The sequence below is a fragment of the Syntrophobacter fumaroxidans MPOB genome (assembly GCF_000014965.1).
GTDB lineage: Bacteria > Desulfobacterota > Syntrophobacteria > Syntrophobacterales > Syntrophobacteraceae > Syntrophobacter > Syntrophobacter fumaroxidans.
On record NC_008554.1, the window covers coordinates 1237050 to 1257941 of the forward strand.

A 20892-nucleotide genomic window follows, 5' to 3' on the forward strand; every position below is an offset into this window, starting at 1 on the left:
TTCACCTGCGGCATCCCGCGCAGGAGGCGAGCGGACCCTCCCCAGGTTCGCTCATTCGGTGCCGTCGAGGAGTCCCCTGATCTTTTGCGTGAGGACCTCCGAGGTGAAAGGCTTCTGGAGGATAGCCCGTGTTGCATCCGACAATTCCCTTCGCACGGTGGGGTCGTCGGCGTACCCTGTTATATAGAGCACCGTGGTTTCCGGGCGGGCCGCCGCGAGCTTTTGCGCGAGTTGGTGCCCGTTCATGCCCGGCATGACGACATCGGTGACCAGCAGATGAATCGGGCCCGCATGTCCGGCCTCAACCTTGAGAGCCGATTCCCCGTCCGCTGCCTCCAGGACGGTGTAGCCGTGCCTGCGCAGGGTCTGGCCGATCATCGTCTTCAACAGCGCTTCATCTTCCACGAGCAATATGGTTTCGGATCCTCTCGGATAGGCATCGGCTCCCGCGCGGGGATACCGCTCGGCTTCGGCAACCTCCTCCACCCTGGGCAGATAGATGCTGAAGGTCGTTCCGCACCGCGGTCGGCTCCGCACGGAGATATGGCCGGAGCTTTGTTTGATGATGCCGTAGACCGTCGCCAATCCCAGGCCGGTGCCCCTTCCCTTTTCCTTGGTGGTGAAAAACGGTTCGAAAATTCGACGCAGCGTGTCCTTGTCGATGCCCGCGCCGTTGTCGGTCACCTCGAGGAGCACGTAGGGCCCCGCGACAGCCTCCACCTGTTCGCGCGCGAATGAGTCATCCAGAGTGACATTGGCCGTTCGGATCGTGAGCCTGCCGCCATCCGGCATCGCATCGCGCGCGTTCACGGCAAGGTTCAGGATGACCTGCTCGAGCTGGCTCGGGTCGATTCTCACCGGCCAGAGATCGGGCTCGAGCGTGGATTCCAGTTGGATATCCTCGCCGATCAGGCGCCGGAGCATCTTCTCGGTCTCCGAGATGATCGTGTTGAGATCCACCACTCTTGGATCGAGAATTTGCTTGCGGCTGAAGGCCAGCAACTGCCGGACCAGCGTTGCGGCACGCAACCCCGCGTTCTTGATGTGCTCGATGTTGTCGTAAAGAGGGCTCTCCTTGTGGATGGTCGTCAAGCAGAGCTCGGAATAGCCCATGATCACGCCCAGCAGGTTATTGAAATCGTGGGCGACACCGCCCGCCAGCAAGCCGATGGCTTCCATTTTCTGGGCCTGCCGGTACTGTTCCTCCAGGAGCTTCTGATGTGTGATGTCGTTTCCAATGGAGAGGATTTCCACGAGCCGGCCGTCCTGATCATAGATTCCCTTGTTGGCCCATGCGACCCAGACCCGCTCGCCGTTTTTGCGGATGTTTTCATATTCATTGTTGGGAAAACGATCCGGATCGCGCAGAATGTCCCGAATCATCAGCGTCAGATCACGTCCCAGAGAATCCTTTTCGGGAACGATGGCGTCCAGGATGTTTTTCCCCAGGATTTCGTCGTCCGAGTAGCCGTAAAACGTCTGGGCGAACTCGTTGAGAAACGTGACGCGCCCTTTGGTATCCATCCGCAAAATGATGCTGTTCGCGCTCTGGACCAATTCCCGGTACCTTTTTTCGCTCATGACGAGCGCGTCCCTTGCCAGCCGCAGCTCCGTGATGTCGGTCGTCACCGACAGCAGGCAGCGCTCCCCCTTGAACGTCACGATGTCGGACGAAATCAGGCCTATGAAGAATTCTCCCGATTTTTTCCGAAACTTGATTTCCATGTTCCGGACCGAACCCGTGTCCGCAAGCGCCCGTATCATGCGCCAGCGGTCTTGCGGATCATCCCATATGTCCAATTCAAACGAGGTCTTGCCGATGACTTCATCATGCCTGTAGCCGAACGTTTTGCAGAAGGTTTCGTTGACCTCGACATAGCGCGATTCATCCTCCGAGCTGACGGCGATAATGTGAGGGGTCAGCAGGAATGCCTTCGAAAACTTCTCCTCGCTTTCTTTCAACGCCATTTCCGTCATTTTCCGTTCGGTGAGGTCGATGAGCGAGGCGACGCTCCTGCCGGTCCCCGGAATCAGGCCGACCGTGACGTTGACGTCCCTGAAGTTCCCGTGTCGATCCACGAACTTGAATTCATATTGCTCGGGGGCAAGACTCGAAGCAATCTGTCTGAGACGGTGGTATTCCTGCATTCTTTCGAGGTCTCCGCCCGCCACGAATTCGGCCCAATTTTTCCTGCCCTCCAGCTCCTCCCGGGAGTACCCCGACAGGATTTCGAATCTCCTGTTTGCGAGCAAAATGACCGTGTCCTCGAGAATCACCGTAGCCGTCCCGGTGTTCTCGAAAATTGCGCGATATCGGTCTTCCGACTCTCTCAGCCGCTCCTCCGCCCGCTTCCTCTGACGCTCCTGTTCCATGGCCCCCAGGGCGAACGAAAGGTCAATCCCGATCTCCTCAATGAGCTTGAACTCTTCCGCATCGAAGAAATGGGGTTCCGCAGAGTAGATATTGAGCGCCCCGATCACCGTGCCGCGGACCTGGATGGGAATCGCCGCGGACGAGCGGAAGCCGTGCGCAAGGGCTTTGTCCCTCCACGGACGCATCACGGGATCGTGCTTGATGTCGTTGGACACGAAACACCGGACTTCGCGAACGCAGGTCGCCGTGGGACCGTACATTTCGGGTTCCCGGTCGAGGAATATCCTGAGGCCCGTCAGATAACCCGCGGCTTCTCCACTGCAGTGAACCGGCCGCACCATTCCTTTCTCGCGGTCGACCAGCCCGATCCAAGCCAAACTGAACTTTCCGTGTTCCACGGCTATTCGGCACACCTCGGCAAACAGCCGGTTCATGTCTTTTTCGCGGACGATGGCCAGGTTGATCTGGCTCAGAAGCGCATACAGGCGGTTGAGGTAGATGATTTTCTCTTCGGCCTGCTTGCGTTCGGTCACGTCCCGCATGGTGGCCCAGTACACGAGCTCGTCGCCGACCTGCACCAGGCGTGAGCTCACTTCCACCGGGAAAATCGTGCCGTCCTTTCGCCGGTGTATGGTCTCGTACACCAGACCGTTGGCCAGGGCCACTTTGTCCATTTGCGCGGCAAGTTCTTCCCGGCTTCCTCCGAGTTGCAGATCGCCGAGGTTCATGGAGAGCAGTTCCTCGAGGGAATAGCCGTAGGACGCAACGGCGCGGTCGTTGGCCTCCACGATGTTCCAGTCCCTGTCCGACAGAATGATGATGTCGTTGGCATACCGGCTCAAATATCTGTAACGTTGCGTCACTTCCAGTCGCTCGCGCTCGAGCTCATATCGATCCCGATAATCCCGGGCGGTCCTCCGGCTCCAGATCAATGCCAACACCACCGCCGCGACGAGGATCCAGGCTCCGGCAAAGACGCCGACCAGCCCGGCATCTTCACCGAGGGGCGCGAATATCTCTTCCTTGTCCACCTTGGCGATCAGGGTCCACGGGGAATCCTCGATCTCCCGGATCGCCGCAAGCACCGGCACGCCGCGGTAATCGATGCCCTCGACCACCCCGGGACTTCCCCGCTCCGCCGCCGACGTCAGCCTGTGATCGCTCGCGGGAAGGCGCAAGGAGAGCGGACCGGCCTCCCGGTGCCGAAGCTCGCTCAGGTAGACCACCTCCTCCCCTTCCCTGCGAACGAGCAGGCTTTCCGCAGTCCGGCTCGGCATCGGCCACGATCGAATCACGGGATAGAGAAACCTGTGGGGATCGATGCGCAAAACGATCAGGGCAATGGGAGTTGCCCCGGCCCCGGACGGCCCGGGGATTGGAACGACGAGACCCAGGTGGGCGTGCCCCGCCCCCTCAATCATGTGAAAATCCACCAGGCGGGGTTTTCCGAGCCGTACCGCCTCAGTCATTGCCGCCCGGGCATCCTCGTCAATCGGCTGCCCCTCGGGAACCGAGAATCTCACCACCCCGTCGGAATCAACCAGCAAAACGGCATCGTAATCGGAATGCCCTTCGATCGATTCCAGCCAACCCAGCGCCTCCCGGCGAAAATCCGCGCCTGCGTCCCGCGCAAACCACTTTTGAACCTGCGCGGCCAGCAAAGGATTCTCCATGAGCGAGGCGGCGTCCGCCATTCGTTCATGCCGCCAGCGGGCCAATTCTCTGATCTTCAGGTCCGCGATAGCGGCCAAAGCATCTTGCTTTTCCTTCCGGATCTCATTCTTCTGTTCTTCATAGTACAATCTACCCGTAATGCCTATCCCCACCGCAAGCGCAATAAAGATAATCACCAGGAATAACGGAAATTTGACTGGGACTCGGCTCTTTCTTGCCATCCGGAAATCCTGCATTCCTTGTGTTGTTCATCAACACTGATGCCGATTTTTGAAATCCATGCCTTTTCTATCGCGCCAACAGCCGATTTTCCGAACAGTGACGCTCAGGAGAAGCAGATCGTGTTACGGGAAAAAATATAGCGGAAAACGACACTCTGTTCATTCAAGCATATAAACAAAAGGTGCAACCGATGAAAAGATGTTCTTATCTGATCCGATTCACTGAATTGCTTAAATCTTATCAAATTTCAAGAATAAACTTCAAGCTAAATCGCATGGATAAATAGAGTTCGGCCGCTCCCGCGTGCCCCGGTGGAGGATCGAGGTGTGTGAAATCGGATTTGCGTGGACAACGCCATGGACGATCGTGTATCCATGAAGACGGCATTTCGGGGGGAGGCCGAACCAAAAACGGCGTGCTTTCTCCACACGATAATGGGAGCAACGACCCGATCCGGCATCATTCAAGAAAGGAAGTCCAAAATGAAACACCCGAACCGAACCTGTGCAGCTCGCGCGGCGTGGATGCCGTTGGCTCTAGCCGTCTTCCTGATGACTTTTCCTCCAGGTGCGGATGCCGCGCCGGCAACACGATACGAGCATCCCGCAAACCGGGTGGTGACGGATGTGCTGCCGCCCGAGATGATCCAGGGACCTCATTTCCGGGTTGAAAACAAAGTCGTCTCCTACGGCTACATGAACAGGTTTACGGTCACATCCGATTTCGGCGTTTTCGAAGCGCAAGGAAACACCGCTTTGCGCAAGCTGTTGAAGGAAATCCAGGCGATTGCCAGGCTCAGGGAGATCAGGCGGGGGGACGTGTACGCGGATGCCGTCAAGAAAGCCGGCAAAGCCCCGTTGGAGTTCGGCCAGAATCTGATCACCGATCCCGTCGACACCATCACCGGAGTCCCCAGGGGTGTCCACCGGCTGATCGACAATGTGCGCCTGAACCGGTCCACGCCCCGCGGAGCTCACGATGATCCGCGGATGGAGCAGGTCCTGTCCGTATCCGCTCACAAGAGAGAGTACGCGGCCGCTCTCGGAGTCGATGTCTATTCCAGCAATGCGGTCCTCCAGAAGGAGTTGAACAGTGTGGGGTGGGCGGGAGCACTCGGTTCCCTGACGGTGTCCGCGGCGATGGCGCCGTTCGGAGGCCCCGCGGTGCTGGCGCTCCAGTCTTCGCGCCTGGCCCAGCAAATGAACGATCTGCTGAAGACCGAGACCCCCGCCAGGCTCCGTCAGATCAATGCGGAGAAGCTGCGCGCCATGGGAGTGCCCGCCGATTTGGCGGAGAGTTTCCTCAGCCATCCCGCCTTCACTCCGCGCCACAACACGATCATCGTGACCTCTTTGTGGGCGCTCGGCAACGCGCAAGGACGCGACAACTTCCTCCACCTTGCCCTGTCTGCGGACGACGAGGAAAGCGCCAATTTCTACCAAAACATGGCCGAGATCATGAGGGGTTACCATGAGAAGACGTCACCCATCCGGCAGATCACCGTGTCCTCCGTCCTGGTGCTGGCGAGAGCCGCCAACGGATCGGTCCTGGTGCCCTTCCCGCTGGACCACGGAGTCTGGACGGAACGGGCCGCCGACGTCGCCGACAGTTTCATGAGAGGACGGGAACACCAGTCGAAAGGCTCGAAACCCCGAGTGGAGCTGTGGGTCACCGGAACCCTGTCCCCCCTGTTTCGAGAGCAGATGGCACGCCGGGGCGTGAAGGTGAACGAGAATGTCTACCGCCAGGTGGAGCTCATGGACTGAAGAAAGAACCTCTTCCCCGCCCGGGGCGGCATGTCGTCCCTGCCCCCGGCATGTTCCGGCCAGTGCCGTCAGCAGAGCCCGCGACTATCGCCGCGCATCCCAACTCCCGCGCGGTTAATGGGGTTGAGCGCGCTCCTCACCCGACCCCCGCGTATGCGCGGACTGCTGGGGGTAACGCGATTGCCGACATCGCGTCGATTACCGGTTCCCGCAGGCGCGTGGGCTGCTGCCGGGGGTGGAGATCCGACCGAAGCCGCCTTCTTCCTAAACGTGGCCGTTTCGATCGGCCGGGAACAGCCCACTCAGGGCCAGGCGTTCGGCGAGCAAGACCTCGATCGGCGCGGTGCCCGTCCTTTCTCCCCAGCCTTTCCATGTCCCGCAGACTCCTCCACAACCATACAACCAGGCGGTTGTGGAATTGATAAGCCCATGGTGAAAATCATTGTGGCCGTGCCATTCAAGCAGGTGCCCGGGAACCCCGGCCTCTTCGACGAAGGCCCTCACCAGCGCCGGCACTCCCCTCGGCAGGCCGACCCCGGGATAGGTGACACCGAGCCCCAGCGTGTCCGAGAGCCGGATCTTTACGTCCATCCCACTCTCTTCGCGCAGTTTCATCAATTCAATGGCGAACGGGATGCAGAAGCCGTACACATCCGCCCTGGTGATGTCCTCGAAACCGCACCTGGGAACGATGCCCTTTTCGAGGACCAAGCGGACCACTCTCAGGTATCGATCGGCAGCTTCCCGCCGGGTCAGTCCGAGCTTGAGGTAAATGTGGTAGTCCGAGGCGGAGGTAAGAATGCCCGTCTCCCGCAACCCCGCATCGAGCACCGGCACGAGATCCCTGCGCGTGGGGCGGATCCATCCGGTGACCGCCGGGCTGTCATAACCCCTGGAAAGGCACAGATTCACTGCATGCCTGTCCCGATCCGAATAAAGGAAGAACTCGGTGTGGCGGATCAACCGTTCTGGTCCGGAGAGCCTGTGGAGCGCGTCGAACAGTTTGCCCACCTCTTCAGGCGTGAAGGGAGGCCTTGCCTGTTGCCCTTCCCGGAAGGTGGAATCGGTAACGAACATTTCGCGGGCGGGCGACGGCGCGAGCAACGGATGGTCGAGCCGGATCCGGGGAGGTTCCGTGTACGGGAACAATTCACGAAACAGGTTCGGTTCGGTCGAATCGGACATGCTGTGGCATCGCACGCTCTCCTACCCTCCTCGCCGCTGGTGCATCAAAAGCCTGTCCAGCCCGAATTTCCTGACCCGATAGCCAATCTGTCTGAGTGTTATGCCGAGCTCCTTTGCCGTGCGCGTCTGGTTCCATCCGTTGCGTTCCAGTGCCGCCAGGATTTCCTTGCGCTCCATTTTCTCTATTCGGGAAAGCGTTTCGCCCCCGCTACCCGTCATCTGCTCGCTCAAGAACGGAGGCAACACGTTCACGCCTATCTCGTCCTCATCGGCCATGATCACCATGCGTTCCACCAGGTTCTCCATCTCCCGCACGTTGCCCGGCCAGTCATATCCCGCGAGCAATGCCATCGCGGCGTTGGTTATTCCGATGCGGCGGCCGTATTCCCGGGATATTCTGTCCAGGAAATGATGCAACAGATCCGGAATGTCTTCCTTGCGTGCCCTGAGAGGGGGGATCTGAATGGGGAAGACATTCAGCCTGTAGTAGAGGTCCTCCCGAAACGTTCCTTCCGCCACCACCGCGGCAAGGTCCCGGTTCGTGGCGGCGAGCACCCGCACGTCGACCACCCTGGTCCGAGTACTCCCGAGCCTCTCGAATTCCTTATCCTGGAGAAAACGAAGCAACTTGGCCTGGAGCGCCGGCGTAAGCTCGCCGACCTCATCAAGAAAAACGGTCCCCCCCTCCGCTTCCTCGATTCTCCCGGGCTTCGATCTCACCGCGCCGGTGAATGCGCCCTTCTCATAACCGAAGAGCTCCGATTCGAGCAGGTTCTCGGGCAGAGACGCGCAATTGATCTTCACAAAAGGCGCGCTGGACCTGATGCTCAGCTCGTGCAGCATTTGAGCCACCAGCGTTTTTCCCGTTCCAGACTCTCCCAGGAGAAGCACCGAAGCCTTGCTCGGCGCCACCTTCTCGATATGACGCTGTACGACGAGCATCGACGGACTCCTGCCCACCATGAAGAAGCGGTCCCCAGCTTCGATCCCTTTCTTTCCGGACGGCGAGCAATCCCTGAGCAGTTTGGCCTCGCGCAGTTTTACCTGGCGGTTCAGACTGACGAACTGGGCGATCAGGGTCGCCACGATGGACAGGAGCCGGATGTCCTCTTCGAAAGGGACCTCGTCGCCGAACAACCGGTCCACGTGCAGAACGCCGATGGCCTTGCCGTGCAACAATATGGGAACCCCGAGGAAACTGATGGACTCCTTTTGAATCAGTCTCGAGCGCGTCTTGTTCAGAAACAGGGGTTCCTTGCTGATGTCCGGCACCACGTAGGAATCGGCGGACTGGAAAATCAGCCCGGTGATCCCTTCATCCTTCCGGTAGACCCCCCGTCTCCGTTCCGCATCGGTCAAGCCGTGGGAAGCCCGGATGATGAGGTAGCCGGTATCCTCGTCCTCGAGCGTGATTGTGGCGCGTTTCATGGCGAGGGAGGAGGAGAGAATCGCCAGAATCGTGTCAAGGGCCTGGTCGAGCTTCAGCGCCTGTCCGATGACCCTGCACGTTTCGAAAATCACGTTGAGTTCCGTTTCTCTTATCCGCTTTTCCATAATGATCCGGAAGAATATCAATATTCATGCCAGATCATTCATGGGGAAACCGTCTTTGCGCGCCTTGTGCCCGGACCCGCGCCTTGTACGGCCCCGCGGTGCGGAGTGGCTCCATTGAAAAAACTCTATCGCCGACCGGCGATCCAACCGAACCGTCGAGAAACCGTCGTTCAGGTGGAACAATAATGTGCATTGCATGAAGGATGGCGGGATAAGATCGCCATGACATGACAATTTCGTTCAAAAAAGACCCTTTTCAGTATTTGAGCTCCTTTCCGACCTCCCCCCCCCAGCTTTGTCTCCGGTTCTTGTCTCCCTTTCAAAACCGGCGTGACGCAATTCTAGCAGCCCTCGCCGGAGCCAAGACATCCAAAGCCGTTGGAGCATCCGCCCCGCCGCCGCGCCTTGAATTCCTTCAAGCCGTGCCCGGAGAATACCGCATCGAGCGCGGGTTCGATGAACCCGTTGAGCTCGATCGGTTGCACTCCAGCTTCCCTGAGCACCACGGCCGGGTTATCCCCGATTCCCGCCACAAGAACGGCGCGGCAGTCGCCAAGCATCTCCGCGAGGCGCGTCCAGCGCTGGATTCCTCCCCCGGGTTCCGGGGCCGCGCGTTCCTCGACACAGCGATATCCGTCTCCCGCCCGGGACCAGATCTGGAACCTATGAGCCTCGCCAAGGTGCTGGTTGACGAGCAACCCCTCCATGGTCGCCACCGCGACGTAGGGCCGCTCGACTGAACCGGCGGGCAGGCCGGCACATTCTGTGAGGCTCTCGCGCGCCCCCTCGCCGCGATCCTCTCCCAACAGCCCGACCGCATCCGCCCTGCACCTGGCGCAGTGCCTCATCTGGGGCAGGTATTTCCCGGCCGTCGCCCGAATTTCCTCGATCATTTCCCTGCCGGGTTCGGCAATATGCTCGAACGGCGTATCCTTGTTGGGGTGCATCGGCATGCAGTTGAGCACATCCACTCCGAGTTCCCCCATCCTGCGGGCCACGGCCTCCACGTGGCCATCGTTAATCGACGGCACGACGATGGTGTTGACCTTGACCGTCACGCCCCTTCGCTTCAATCCCTCGATGGCGTTCAACTGCCGTTCCAACAGCAGTTGCGCGCCTTTCAGACCTCGATAGATGACTTTGCCGTCACGGACCCAGCTGTATATTTTCATGCCGACGCCGGGATCTACGGCATTGACCGTGATCGTGACGTGGGAAATCCCGATCTTGACGATCCCGTCCAGGTGATCCCCGATTCCCAGTCCGTTCGTGGAAAGGCAAAGCAGCAAGCGCGGGAATCTCTCTCTCAGGGAGCGCATCACCTGCAGGGTCTTTCCAGGTTCCGCAAACGGATCGCCCGGCCCGGCGATTCCGGCCACCGCGATGCGGGGCTCCCGTTCCAAAACCCGCTCCAGGTAACGGCAGGCCAGAGTCGGAGAAAGCAGTGCGCTCGTCACTCCGGGACGGCTTTCATCGACGCAGTCGTATTTCCGGTTGCAGTAGTTGCATCTGATGTTGCAGCGAGCGGCAACCGGCAGGTGAACCCGGCCGTATGAACCCTTGACGGCCGCATTGAAGCAGGGGTGACGACTGAGATCGAGTGTCTCTTTCATTTCAGGCTCCCTTCTCACATGTATCCGTAGCCTACCGGCGAATTGTTCTGGTTTCCCTCGATGAGCCCGTTGACAATCCGGTCGAGCAGAGACTGGGTGCCCCGGTACCCCACGTGAAGCGTTCTCTGCCCTCCGAACCGGTCGTGGATGGGAAAACCTACCCGAACAAGGGGAATGCCGAGTTTCCGGGCGATGGAATAGCCTTTGCTGTGGCCGATCATGATATCGGGGGAAAGGATTTCGGCCTGTTCTTCGATTTGCCTGAAGTCCATCCCTTCCCCCACGGCCGGCGCTTCGGGAAGAATATCGGCCGTGACCTGTTCAACCGCCGATCGAAAACGTCCGCTCCTGCCCCCGGTTGCGCAGAGCACCGGCGTGATCCCGACTTCGGCGAGAAACGCTGTCAGCCCGACCGCCAGGTCTTCTTCCCCATAGACCACCGCCCGTTTTCCAAACAAATACTTGTGCGCGTCCACATAGGAATCCACCAGGCGACCCCGCTCCATGGCGAAACGCGGCGAGCGCTCCATCCCTGTCAGTTGCTCCAGGGCACCGAAGAAGGTGTCGGTCTCCCGCAAGCCGATGGGGACCCCCATCGAGTGCAGAGCCACCTCGAAGCGCTCCTTGAGAAGCTTTCCCGTCGATTGCGGGTCACCGTGCAGGGTCCTGCCGAGCTCGAACGTCGCGCCGGCGCCTCCCATGCGCCATATGTCCTCGATTGGAGTTCCGCCGCCGGGAATTTTGGGGTAGTCGTCGAGCGCCGGGCCGTCCAGGGTCATGGAGATGTCCGGCAGGATCGTCGCCGCGCACCGGAAGGCCGCGAGAATTTCCTTGAGATGGCGCAGATCTTCCGGTGAGAGAAAGCCGGGCAGCAGATTGAGCATCCGTGCCGCGTGTCCCTCGCCCGCCAATTGCTCCACCACCGCCCGAACCGCTCCGTGAAACCCTTCCATGTGAGTTCCGGAATAGCTGGGGGTCCGGACGCTCACGAAGGCGGGCGGCTCCTCGCCGCCCTTGCGCCGTATCTCCCGTCGGAACTCCTCCACGATCATCGGGACGTCCTCTCCGATGGTTTCCGTAAGGCAGGTGGTGGCGATGCCGATCAGCCTGGCACCGAATTTGGTCATCACATTCTTCAGTCCCTGCTTGAGATTGGCTCCACCTCCGTAGACCGCGTGTTTTTCTCCTAGAGCCGACGAGGCGATGTCCATCGGTTCCCTGAAATGGCTGATGATGTAGCGGCGCATGTATGTCGCGCAGCCCTGGGACCCGTGCAGCATCGGCACGGCGCCTTCGACGCCGCGAAAGGCCAGGCAGGCCCCAAGGGGCCCGCAGAGCTTGCAGGCATTGGTGGTGGAGACATATGGCAACGGTTCCATCTCAATTCCTCGCTTTCCTGCGGGGCACGAACCGCCAGACCGGGCTCATTACCGATGAATGGATCTCCTTCGCAAAGTTCAGCATTCCCACAAACCCTTCCAGCGGCTGTTTCCGTTCGTGGTTGTGATCGCAAAAACCCACGCCAAGCTTGTACGCTATGGGCCGTTCCTTGACGCCTCCGACGAAGACGTCGCACTCCTTTTCCTTGAGAAAGCTCGAGAGTTCGAGCGGATTGGAGTCGTCGACGATGATCGTCCCCCGATCGGTGATCTCGTGGAGTTCCCTGTAGTCCTGGTCGGTTCCTGTCTGCGAACCGACCAGGACGACTTTCATCCCCAGGAGGCGGAAGGCCTTGACCAGAGAAAAGGCTTTGAACGCGCCGCCAACATAAATGGCTGCTTTTTTCCCGCAAAGATCCTTTTTGAATTCCTGAAGCGCGGGATAGAGTTTCAGGAGCTCATCCTTCACCAGTGCACGTGTGCGCCCGACGATTTCCCGGTCCCGGTCCTTGAAGAACGCGGCCACATCGTAGAGTGCCTGCGCCATGTCCTCGACGCCGAAATAGGAAACCCGCAGGAACGGAACGCCGTACGATTCCTTCATCATCTGCGCCAGCTCCATGGTCGCCCCGGAACACTGAACGAGGTTCAGAGCGGCTCCGTGGGCACGCATGATGTCCTCCACGCGCCCGTCCCCTGTGATGTTGGCCACGGTCTCGACGCCTATCCTGGCCAGGTACTCTCGAACGATCCACAACTCTCCGGCCAGGTTGAAATCCCCGAGGATATTGACGCTCAGGGGCGAAATACCCTCGGTGCCCCCCGTTCCCACCAAGCGGAACATAGCCTTGCAGGCCGCGCTGTACCCTTCCCGCTTGTTCCCTTTGAACCCTTCCGACTGGACCGGGAGGACCGGGATACCGTCCTTTTCAGCCGACACTCGCCGGCAAACCGCCTCGAGATCGTCCCCGATGATCCCCACGATACAGGTTGAATAGACGAACGCCGCCCTGGGTCGGTGGCGGTCGATCAACTCAATCAGCGCCCGGTAGAGCTTTTCCTCCCCGCCGAAAATGATGTCCCGCTCCTGGAGGTCGGTCGAGAAGCTCATCCGGTGCAAGGCCGGTCCGGAGGAGAGGGCCCCCCGGATGTCCCACGTGTATGCGGCGCACCCTATGGGACCGTGCACGAGATGTAGCGCATCGGCTATGGGGTAGAGCACGACCCTCGAACCGCAGAACACGCAGGCCCGCTGGCTGACCGCACCGGCCAGGCTTTCGCGGTTGCAATTCATGTCGAAGGGTTTTTCCCCCTTCCTGTGAATCTGGCTTTTCCGTTCTTCAAAAATGACGGACCCGGCGGCAGTCATCATGTTCCCTTCCCGTAAATCTGAAGAAGGCGGCTTTGGGCCGGCTTTCCTTCTTCGAGTGCGTCCAGGATTTCATCGACGGCGTTTTCGTCGGTGACGCTTCGATACCAGTACCCCTGCGGGTAAACGACCATGATCGGCCCCTGCTCGCAGAGTTTCAGACAGCCCGTGCTGGAGACCATGGCATTGATGCCGCGATCGTCCAGTTCCTCCTCGAGGTAGCTGATGAGCTGCAACGACTCCTTCTTGATGCACTTCCCCTTCGCCTCCGTGCCTCTGAAACTCGCGCACACCAATATGTGATGATCCGGTTTCCGCATTTGCGCCATCCTTTCCCGACCCCCGCGAGCAGGATTCGGCATGTTCTACAGCACCAACTCGAACGCTTCCTCCGGAGCATCCCGGTCTTTGCGGTCGAGAAGGGCATCCAGGATTTTTTCCAGCAGCCGCATCCCCCCCCGATACCCGACGGTGGGAAAATAGCCGTGGCCGACACGATCCAGGATCGGAAACCCGAACCGGACCAGCGGAATGTCTTCGTCCCTTGCGATGTACTTCAGGTATGTGTTCCCCATGATGAGGTCCACCGGGTCGTTCTTGATCCACTGGTGGAAGAGGAACATGTCGCCGCCGGCCGTCACGTTGACTTCGTGAGGGACACCCCGCGTGATTTCCCGAATCCTGGACTCGAACTTTCTTCCGGGCGTCCCCGTGACGATGTGGATGGGCCACATGTCGATGGAGACGAGAAACTCCGCGAGGGAGACGAGTTGGTCGGGGTCGCCGACAAGCCCCAGCTTTTTCCCATAAAAATACTGGTGCATATCGGTGACGATGTCGAGCAGGCGCCCCCGCTCAAGGTTGATCGAATCGGGAACGCTCACCCCCGCCACCCTTCTCAACACATCGATGAATGCGTCCGTTGCGGTGAGTCCGATGGGCAGGTCCAGCAGTTCGCAGTGGACGTTGCACTTCACGTCCAGGGCCCGTGCGGCAGGCCACGAGGCAGTTCGCCCGAGCGCGACGGTACACTTGCTCGACCCGGCGCTCCTGAGGGCTTCGATGGATACTCCTCCCCTGGGATACATCTCGAACTTCCCGGTCTGCGGGCGATTCAACACGTTGGAGGTGTCGGGAAACACGACCGCCCGAACTCCCATCTCCGCGGCGATCCTTCGGATCTCCTCCATGTCGGAGGGTTCGACGTAACCCGGAATGATGTTGATCTGCTCGAGCCTTTTTCCGCCGCGCTCCGCGAAATAATCCGCCATAGCCTTCGTCATGTTGGCGAACCCGGTCACATGGGAACCCACGTAGCTGGGCGTGTTGGCGTGAATGACGAACTTGCCGGGGGGGATCTTCCCTTCCGCCTGCGCCTTGCGCGATATCTGCGGGATATCGTCCCCGATGGTTTCCGAAAGGCACGTGGTGTGAACGGCAATGACATCCGGCTCATACACGGTGAAGATATTGTCTATGGCCTGGATGAGATTGGACTGTCCGCCGAAAACCGAAGCACCCTCGGTGAAGGAACTCGTGGCCGCCATGACCGGTTCCTTGAAATGCCGCGTGAGCGTGCTGCGATGGTAGGCGCAACAACCCTGGGAGCCATGGCTGTGCGGCAGGCATCGGTGTATCCCCAGGGCGGCGTACATCGCCCCGATCGGCTGACAGGTTTTCGCCGGATTGATCGTCAGGGCTCTGCGCTCCCGAATTGCTTCCGGTGTGTGTCGGAGCAGCATGAGGTGTTCCTCCTTTCGGCCGGTCATTCGCACGCGTAAGTTGCGGCGAGTTCGGGGTTGGTCTGCCAGGGGGCTTTGAGGTACGACCAGATCCTGCTGTTCACCATGCGGTCGATCTCTCGGTAGAAATTCACCGCTCCCTTGAATCCGGCATAGGGACCGCCCGAATCGTAGCTATGCAGTTGCTTCATCGGGATGCCCTTCTTCTGGACCGCGTACTTTTCCTTGATGCCCGCGCAGAAGATCGCGGGCTTGTAGGTCTCGATCATCCTCTCCGTTTCGTACTGGCTGATGTCGTCGATCACCAGGGTCCCGTCCGCCATCCGGACCATCATCCCCTCGTAGTCGTTGAAGGACAGACCGTCTCTCTTGAGTTCCGCAATCTGTTCCGCGGTCTTCCTGGGACGATACCGGTCCGGGTCGGGATGTACTTCGAGTTCCTCGATGCTGCGGCTGTCCGCGTCCACCTTGATGTCCGGGAGGACGCGCCGGCCTTCGTAGTCGTCGCGGTGCGCGAATTCATACCCCGCGGAGATCGTCCTCATTCCGATCTCGGCGAAGAGGTCCTGGTAATGGTGGGCGCGCGAGCCCCCGACAAAGAGCATCGCCAGCTTGCCTTCGCAGCGCGCCCGGACTTCGGCCTGCACCTTTTCCACTTCCACCATCTCCTCGGCGATGATCTCTTCGACCCGATCGCTCAGTTCGCGATCCTCGAAGTACTTCGCGATCTTTCGCAGGGACTTCGCAGCCGATCCGGCGCCGATGAAATTGGTCTTGATCCAGGGAATGCCGAACTTTCGTTCCATCATCTCGGCGACGTAATTGATGGAACGATGGCACATCACAGTATTCAGGTCCGCCATGTGGGAACTCGCGAACTGCTCGTAAGTGGAATTGCCGCTGAACGTGGCCACCAGCGTGATGCCGCATTTTTCGAGCACCCGCTCGATCTCGAACGCATCTCCGCCGATGTTGTATTCGCCGAGCAGGTTGATCCGGTACTTTCCTTCGCGCGAGGTGTCGTCCAGCCCCACCACGTGTTTGAATATGCCGTTGTTCGCGATGTGGTGGCCCGCCGACTGGCTCACCCCTTTGTAGCCCTCGCAGCTGAACGCAAAGACGTTGATGCCCAGTCTCTCCTTCATCTCCTTCGCCACGGTGTGAATGTCGTCGCCGATAAGGCCGACGGGACACGTGGCAAAAATGCTGATCGCCTTGGGATGAAAGATGTCGTAAGCTTCAAGGATTGCCGCCCTCAGCTTCTTCTCCCCTCCGAACACGATGTCCTCGTCCTGAAGATCCGTGGAGAAACAGTAGGGCATGAAGTTCGCCTCCTCGGGAGTCGCCGGCCTGGTCTGGTTCCTCCGGGTGAGCCAACTGTAAAAGCCGCACCCGATCGGACCGTGGGTCAAGTTCACAAGGTCCCTGGTCGGTCCCAGCACCACGCCTTTGCAGCCCGCGTAGCTGCACCCGCGCTGGGTAATGATGCCGGGAATGGTGCGGGTGTTGGCCCCGATCTCCGGGACCGAACAGTCTTCGCCCACCCTGTTGACGATGATCTGCTTCCCGCGCTTGCGGGCAACCTTGGTCGGGTACTTGGCGATGAGTTCCTGCTTCACTGCAGCCGGGTCGATCGCTTCGGCCGCGGGTGCGGCCTTTCCTTCATGGATTGCGGACATCGGTTCCTCCATTCTCGTACAGGCCGTCAAATCTCATCCAGAGCTGCGGCCCCACATTCTCCGGTTCTGACGCACACCGTATCGGTCACGGGCATGACAAAGATCTTGCCGTCTCCGGATTTGCCCGTTCGGTTGACGCCGATGATGGTCCTGATCGTCGTCTCGACCAGGCCGTCGGGCACGACCACGAAAATGAATCGCTTGGGGATGAGGCGTTGGCTGTGTCCGAGCTGAGCCACCGCTTCCTCGTAGCCCTTCTCCGCCCCTTCCAGCAGGCTGGTGTCGACCAGACCCTTGCCGCGGCCGAGCGCATCCCGCGCGGTCATCGAGGTGATGCCCGCATCCGAAAGGGCTTTTTTCGTCCTGTTCATCATGTTCATGCGAACGATCGCCATGACTTCTTTCATAGGTTCACCTCTTCGAGGACCCCCGAGGACTTTTCCCGGATTCCGGAGCTGATCGTGTAGACCTCGTGCACCGGACTGACGAAGATTTTGCCGTCCCCGTAGGCGCCCTTGTCCCCGGTCCGGGCGGCGGCGATGACCGTCTTGATCACGAAGTCCTTGTCGTGGTCCTGCACGACGGTGAGGAGCAGTTCCTTCGGAATCTCGTCGTAGGTGATCTCCCCTATTCTTATTCCGCGCTGCTTGCCGCGGCCGACCACCGACATCTTGGTCACCGCCGGGAAGCCGGCTTCCATGAGCGCGGCAAGAACGTTGTCCACCTTCTCCGGTCTGACGATGGATTTGATCATTATCATTGTGAATACCTCCTTTCCCGGTGCCGTTCTCTCAGGCCGCCAGCCCGTGTTCAATGAGCAACTTCTCAAGATGATCCGTGTGCATGGGTTTCGGGATGACGTGCATGTCGTTGTCCTCAATCTTACGGGCCAGGCTCCGATACTCATCCGCCTGCGAATGGGCGGGATCGAACTCGATCACCGTCTTGCGATTGATCTCGGCCCTCTGGACCATGTTATCCCTCGGCACGAAATGGATCATCTGCGTCCCCAACTGTCTGGCGAAGGCTTCGATCATCTCCTTCTCATTGTCCACCTTCCTGCTGTTGCAGATCAGCCCGCCCAACCTCACGCCCCCCGCCTCGGCAAACTTGACGATGCCTTTGCAGATGTTGTTCGCCGCGTACATGGCCATCATCTCGCCCGAGACCACGATGTAGATCTCGCGGGCCTTGCCTTCCCGAATGGGCATTGCGAAACCGCCGCACACCACGTCGCCCAGAACATCGTAAAACACGTAGTCGAGGGCCTGGGTCGAGGCGTAGGCCCCGAGCTGTTCGAGCAGGTTGATCGAAGTGATGATCCCACGTCCGGCGCAGCCCACGCCCGGTTCCGGCCCTCCCGATTCCACGCAGATGGATTTGCTGAACCCCACCTTGCGGATGTCGTCCAACTCCACGTCCTCGCCTTCGGTCCTCAAAGTGTCGAGGACTGTCTTCTGAGACAGCCCCCCGAGCAGCAACCTTGTTGAATCCGCTTTGGGATCGCAGCCCACGACCATGACCTTCCGTCCCATCTCCGCCAGACCCGCCACGGTGTTCTGAGTCGTCGTCGACTTTCCGATGCCCCCCTTGCCGTAAATTGCAATTTTTCTCATAAGAAACCTCCCATCGAAGAGAATTTGTCGGCTGAGACGGTATATGGCAAGACGCATGCCAAAAGGCGCACACCTGTCCCCACACACTGTTTTTACAGGGAAAAGCCACTATTGAGGTGGTCCTGATTGAAAGGCTTCAGCGCTTCGGACGCAGACAAAAGAGTAGGGACAATTCACAAATATGTGAGGGCGGAATTCAGGCGATGCTTAACATCGCACCTTACGCTGGGAAATAGACTCCCGTGTGAGTCTGTTTTCATGCTTCGCAGGTGAGGCGGGCGCCACGGGCAATTGCGTTCAACGGTCATGAACTGAAGGGGCGTTCACCCCCACTGATGAGAATCTTCCAGTGCTTGCATCATATCCATGTTTCGGTAAAGGAGAAGGCAGGTTTGCCCCTTGAGCACCCAATCGCGCCAAGGATTTTCACGGTAGGACGATTGCATTGGGAGGGAAGGCATAAAGCCCTCCGCGGCTTTTCGCATTTGTCCCAGGGAGGGAAATCCGCGCGCGCTGTCCCGCGGATTTGAAGGGGGGTTGCGCTCTAAAGGCCGCTGCTTTGCTTCTCCAGGTGTTTGGTGAGCTTGGCCGGGGTGAGCGGCCGGCAATAGTAGTACCCCTGAGCCATGTCGCAATTGTTCTCCTGCAGGAATTGCAGTTGTTGCTCGTTCTCCACCCCTTCGGCTATCACCTCCAGGTTGAGATTGTGGGCCATGGCAATGATGGCCCTCGTGATGGCGGCATCGTCCGCATTGATCGTGACGTCCCTGATGAACGACCGGTCGATCTTGAGCACATCCAGAGGAAAACGCCTGAGGTAGCTCAACGAGGAGTACCCGGTACCGAAATCGTCGACGGCGAGTCGCACCCCCATGCTTTTCAGTTCCTTCACCGTATGGATGGTGGATGCGGCGTTTTCCATGAGGGTGCTTTCGGTGATCTCCAGTTCGAGGTGCTGGGGGTCGAGCCGTGAGTTCGTGAGGGTCTTGGCAATGGTCTTGATCAGGTTTCTCTGGCGGAATTGATGCCCGGACAGGTTCACGGCCACCCGGATCGGTTCGAGACCCGACTTGTGCCAGATGGCGTTCTGCATGCAGGCAATGGAGAGGATCCACTCACCGATCGGGAGGATGAGTCCCGTTTCCTCGGCCAGGGGGATGAAATCGAGGGGAGGAATCAGTCCCAGGGTCGGATGGTCCCATCGAACGAGTGTTTCCAGGCCGACGGTTTCACCGGTCTTGAGATCGATTTCGGGCTGATATTCGACGAACAGTTCCCTGCGCGCCAGGGCCATGCGGAGGTCGCCTTCGAGGGTGAGGCTCCTCAACGCGGCGGTCTTACCGGAAGACGTGTAGAACTGGAAGTTGTTTCGTCCTTCGGCTTTGGCGTGATGCATCGCCGAGTCGGCATTCTTGAGCAGAGTACCGGCTTCCGCGCCGTCATGGGGATGCACGGCTATGCCGATGCTGGCCGTGACATAGACTTCGTGACGATCGAGCACAAAGGGCTGCGAGAGGTCGTCAAGGAGCCGCTTTGCCAGGTTGGCGGCTCCCTTGACGTGGCTGATTTCGGTCAGCAGAACGACAAAGTCGTCCCCTCCCATGCGCGCAACGGCTTTGATCGACTGGTCGCTTCCCAACCTGGCCTTGCGGTCGGTCCTGCGGGCGCAGCCCAGCATCCGATCCGCAACGCGCTGCAGAAGCACGTCTCCAAGCTCGTGGCCGAAGGTGGCGTTGACCCGTTTCAAATGGTCGATGTCGACCCACAGGATGGCCGTCATGCGGCCGTGCTGTCCGGGAAGCTCCAATGCCCGCGCGATGCGTTCCCTCATGGAATGCTGGTTCAATAGCCCTGTCAGCGGATCGTGATACGCAAGCTGAAGCAGTTCCTTCTCCATTTTTCTGCGTTCCGTGACATCCCTCATCACGACGGTGGGCTCACCTTCCGCATTGGGAAGGATGCGGGTCTCATACACATGAATGTCGTTCCCAATGCGAACGTTGTGCTCCAGAACCTGGCTTTCGGCGGTTTCGATCACCCTTTCGATACACCTCACGATCACGTAGGGGGCATCGGCGAAAAAGACGTCCTGGATCCTGCGTCCGCGCAGGCCGTCGGGAAACTGCCTCAGGTCGAAATCCCGGGGAGCCTCGAAATCGAGCACCGTCCCCTCTTTGGATATCTGCAACACCAGGTGGGGAATACCCTTGATCAAACCGCGGTTTCTCTCCTCATTCCGGCTCAATCTCTCACGGGTCTGCGCGGAACGCCGTCCGCAGCTCAGGCGAAGCCCGAGCATTTCGACGTCGACGGGATGAATGAGAAAATCGGTCGCGCCCGCATCGATCGCGCGCCGAACACCTTCCAAATCGCCGCGACCCGCAACCGCCAGGATCGACACCCGTTCGCCCCCCCTGGCTCCGTGGAGGGAAGCGCAAAGCTCGAATGCATCCGCTTGCGTCATCGCGAGGTCAAGAAGCACGATTTCGGGTTGAATCCGCCTGAAAGCCGCAAGCGCCTGTTCCCCGTTGTCCGGTTCTTCCATCTCACATCCGAGCCTGTCCAACGAGTCGTAGACGAGCCGCCTCACCTCCGAATCATCATCGGAGAGCAGCATGACGGGTCGCTGTACCTGAACATTATTGGTTTTCATTGCACCCCTGCGTCATTGTTCCCGTGCGTCCATTCCGGGTGGCATCCTCCACCTCGTGCAGGCCTT

At 59.5% G+C, this 20892-nt stretch carries 14 protein-coding genes; 1 reads left to right on the forward strand and 13 read right to left on the reverse strand.

Annotated features, from left to right (window positions below; all coding sequences use genetic code 11):
- Positions 1 to 51: 51 nt before the first annotated feature.
- Complete coding sequence (locus SFUM_RS21445) at positions 52 to 4269, reverse strand: PAS domain S-box protein (RefSeq protein WP_167321317.1); 4218 nt, start codon at positions 4267 to 4269, stop codon at positions 52 to 54.
- A gap of 483 nt (positions 4270 to 4752) precedes the next feature.
- On the opposite strand from SFUM_RS21445, the gene SFUM_RS05240 reads away from it, so the two are divergent.
- Positions 4753 to 6036, forward strand: a complete 1284-nt coding sequence (locus tag SFUM_RS05240; protein ID WP_011697873.1) for a hypothetical protein — start codon at positions 4753 to 4755, stop codon at positions 6034 to 6036.
- A gap of 264 nt (positions 6037 to 6300) precedes the next feature.
- On the opposite strand, the gene SFUM_RS05245 is transcribed toward SFUM_RS05240, so the two are convergent.
- The 12 genes from SFUM_RS05245 to SFUM_RS05300 form a co-directional block, all read right to left on the reverse strand.
- Positions 6301 to 7236 carry a hydroxymethylglutaryl-CoA lyase-like TIM-barrel protein gene (locus tag SFUM_RS05245; RefSeq protein WP_011697874.1) on the reverse strand — a complete coding sequence of 312 codons (936 nt, stop codon included), beginning with the start codon at positions 7234 to 7236 and terminating at the stop codon, positions 6301 to 6303.
- 6 nt (positions 7237 to 7242) lie between these two features.
- The gene (locus SFUM_RS05250) at positions 7243 to 8775 is read right to left on the reverse strand and encodes a sigma-54-dependent Fis family transcriptional regulator (protein ID WP_011697875.1); all 1533 of its coding nucleotides are present in this window, start codon (positions 8773 to 8775) and stop codon (positions 7243 to 7245) included.
- 341 nt (positions 8776 to 9116) lie between these two features.
- Positions 9117 to 10388, reverse strand: a complete 1272-nt coding sequence (locus SFUM_RS05255; protein ID WP_011697876.1) for a NifB/NifX family molybdenum-iron cluster-binding protein — start codon at positions 10386 to 10388, stop codon at positions 9117 to 9119.
- A 14-nt stretch (positions 10389 to 10402) separates the two neighbouring features.
- Complete coding sequence (locus SFUM_RS05260; protein ID WP_011697877.1) at positions 10403 to 11767, reverse strand: nitrogenase component 1; 1365 nt, start codon at positions 11765 to 11767, stop codon at positions 10403 to 10405.
- 1 nt (position 11768) lies between these two features.
- Entirely contained in the window at positions 11769 to 13139 is a 1371-nt protein-coding gene (gene nifE, locus SFUM_RS05265) for a nitrogenase iron-molybdenum cofactor biosynthesis protein NifE (RefSeq protein WP_011697878.1), read from the reverse strand.
- Positions 13136 to 13456 carry a (2Fe-2S) ferredoxin domain-containing protein gene (locus SFUM_RS05270; protein WP_011697879.1) on the reverse strand — a complete coding sequence of 107 codons (321 nt, stop codon included), beginning with the start codon at positions 13454 to 13456 and terminating at the stop codon, positions 13136 to 13138. Before SFUM_RS05270 ends, nifE begins: the two co-directional genes overlap by 4 nt.
- A 45-nt stretch (positions 13457 to 13501) precedes the next feature.
- Complete coding sequence (gene nifK / locus SFUM_RS05275; protein ID WP_011697880.1) at positions 13502 to 14878, reverse strand: nitrogenase molybdenum-iron protein subunit beta; 1377 nt, start codon at positions 14876 to 14878, stop codon at positions 13502 to 13504.
- 23 nt (positions 14879 to 14901) lie between these two features.
- Positions 14902 to 16557 (reverse strand): nitrogenase molybdenum-iron protein alpha chain, encoded by a 1656-nt coding sequence (gene nifD / locus SFUM_RS05280; RefSeq protein WP_011697881.1) that lies wholly within the window; start codon positions 16555 to 16557, stop codon positions 14902 to 14904.
- A gap of 26 nt (positions 16558 to 16583) precedes the next feature.
- Positions 16584 to 16964 carry a P-II family nitrogen regulator gene (locus SFUM_RS05285; protein WP_011697882.1) on the reverse strand — a complete coding sequence of 127 codons (381 nt, stop codon included), beginning with the start codon at positions 16962 to 16964 and terminating at the stop codon, positions 16584 to 16586.
- Entirely contained in the window at positions 16961 to 17317 is a 357-nt protein-coding gene (locus SFUM_RS05290) for a P-II family nitrogen regulator (RefSeq protein WP_011697883.1), read from the reverse strand. Before SFUM_RS05290 ends, SFUM_RS05285 begins: the two co-directional genes overlap by 4 nt.
- 31 nt (positions 17318 to 17348) lie before the next feature.
- Positions 17349 to 18173, reverse strand: coding sequence for a nitrogenase iron protein (gene nifH / locus SFUM_RS05295; protein ID WP_011697884.1), 825 nt, complete (start codon positions 18171 to 18173; stop codon positions 17349 to 17351).
- A gap of 544 nt (positions 18174 to 18717) precedes the next feature.
- Positions 18718 to 20826 (reverse strand): putative bifunctional diguanylate cyclase/phosphodiesterase, encoded by a 2109-nt coding sequence (locus SFUM_RS05300; protein ID WP_011697885.1) that lies wholly within the window; start codon positions 20824 to 20826, stop codon positions 18718 to 18720.
- Positions 20827 to 20892 lie beyond the last annotated feature (66 nt).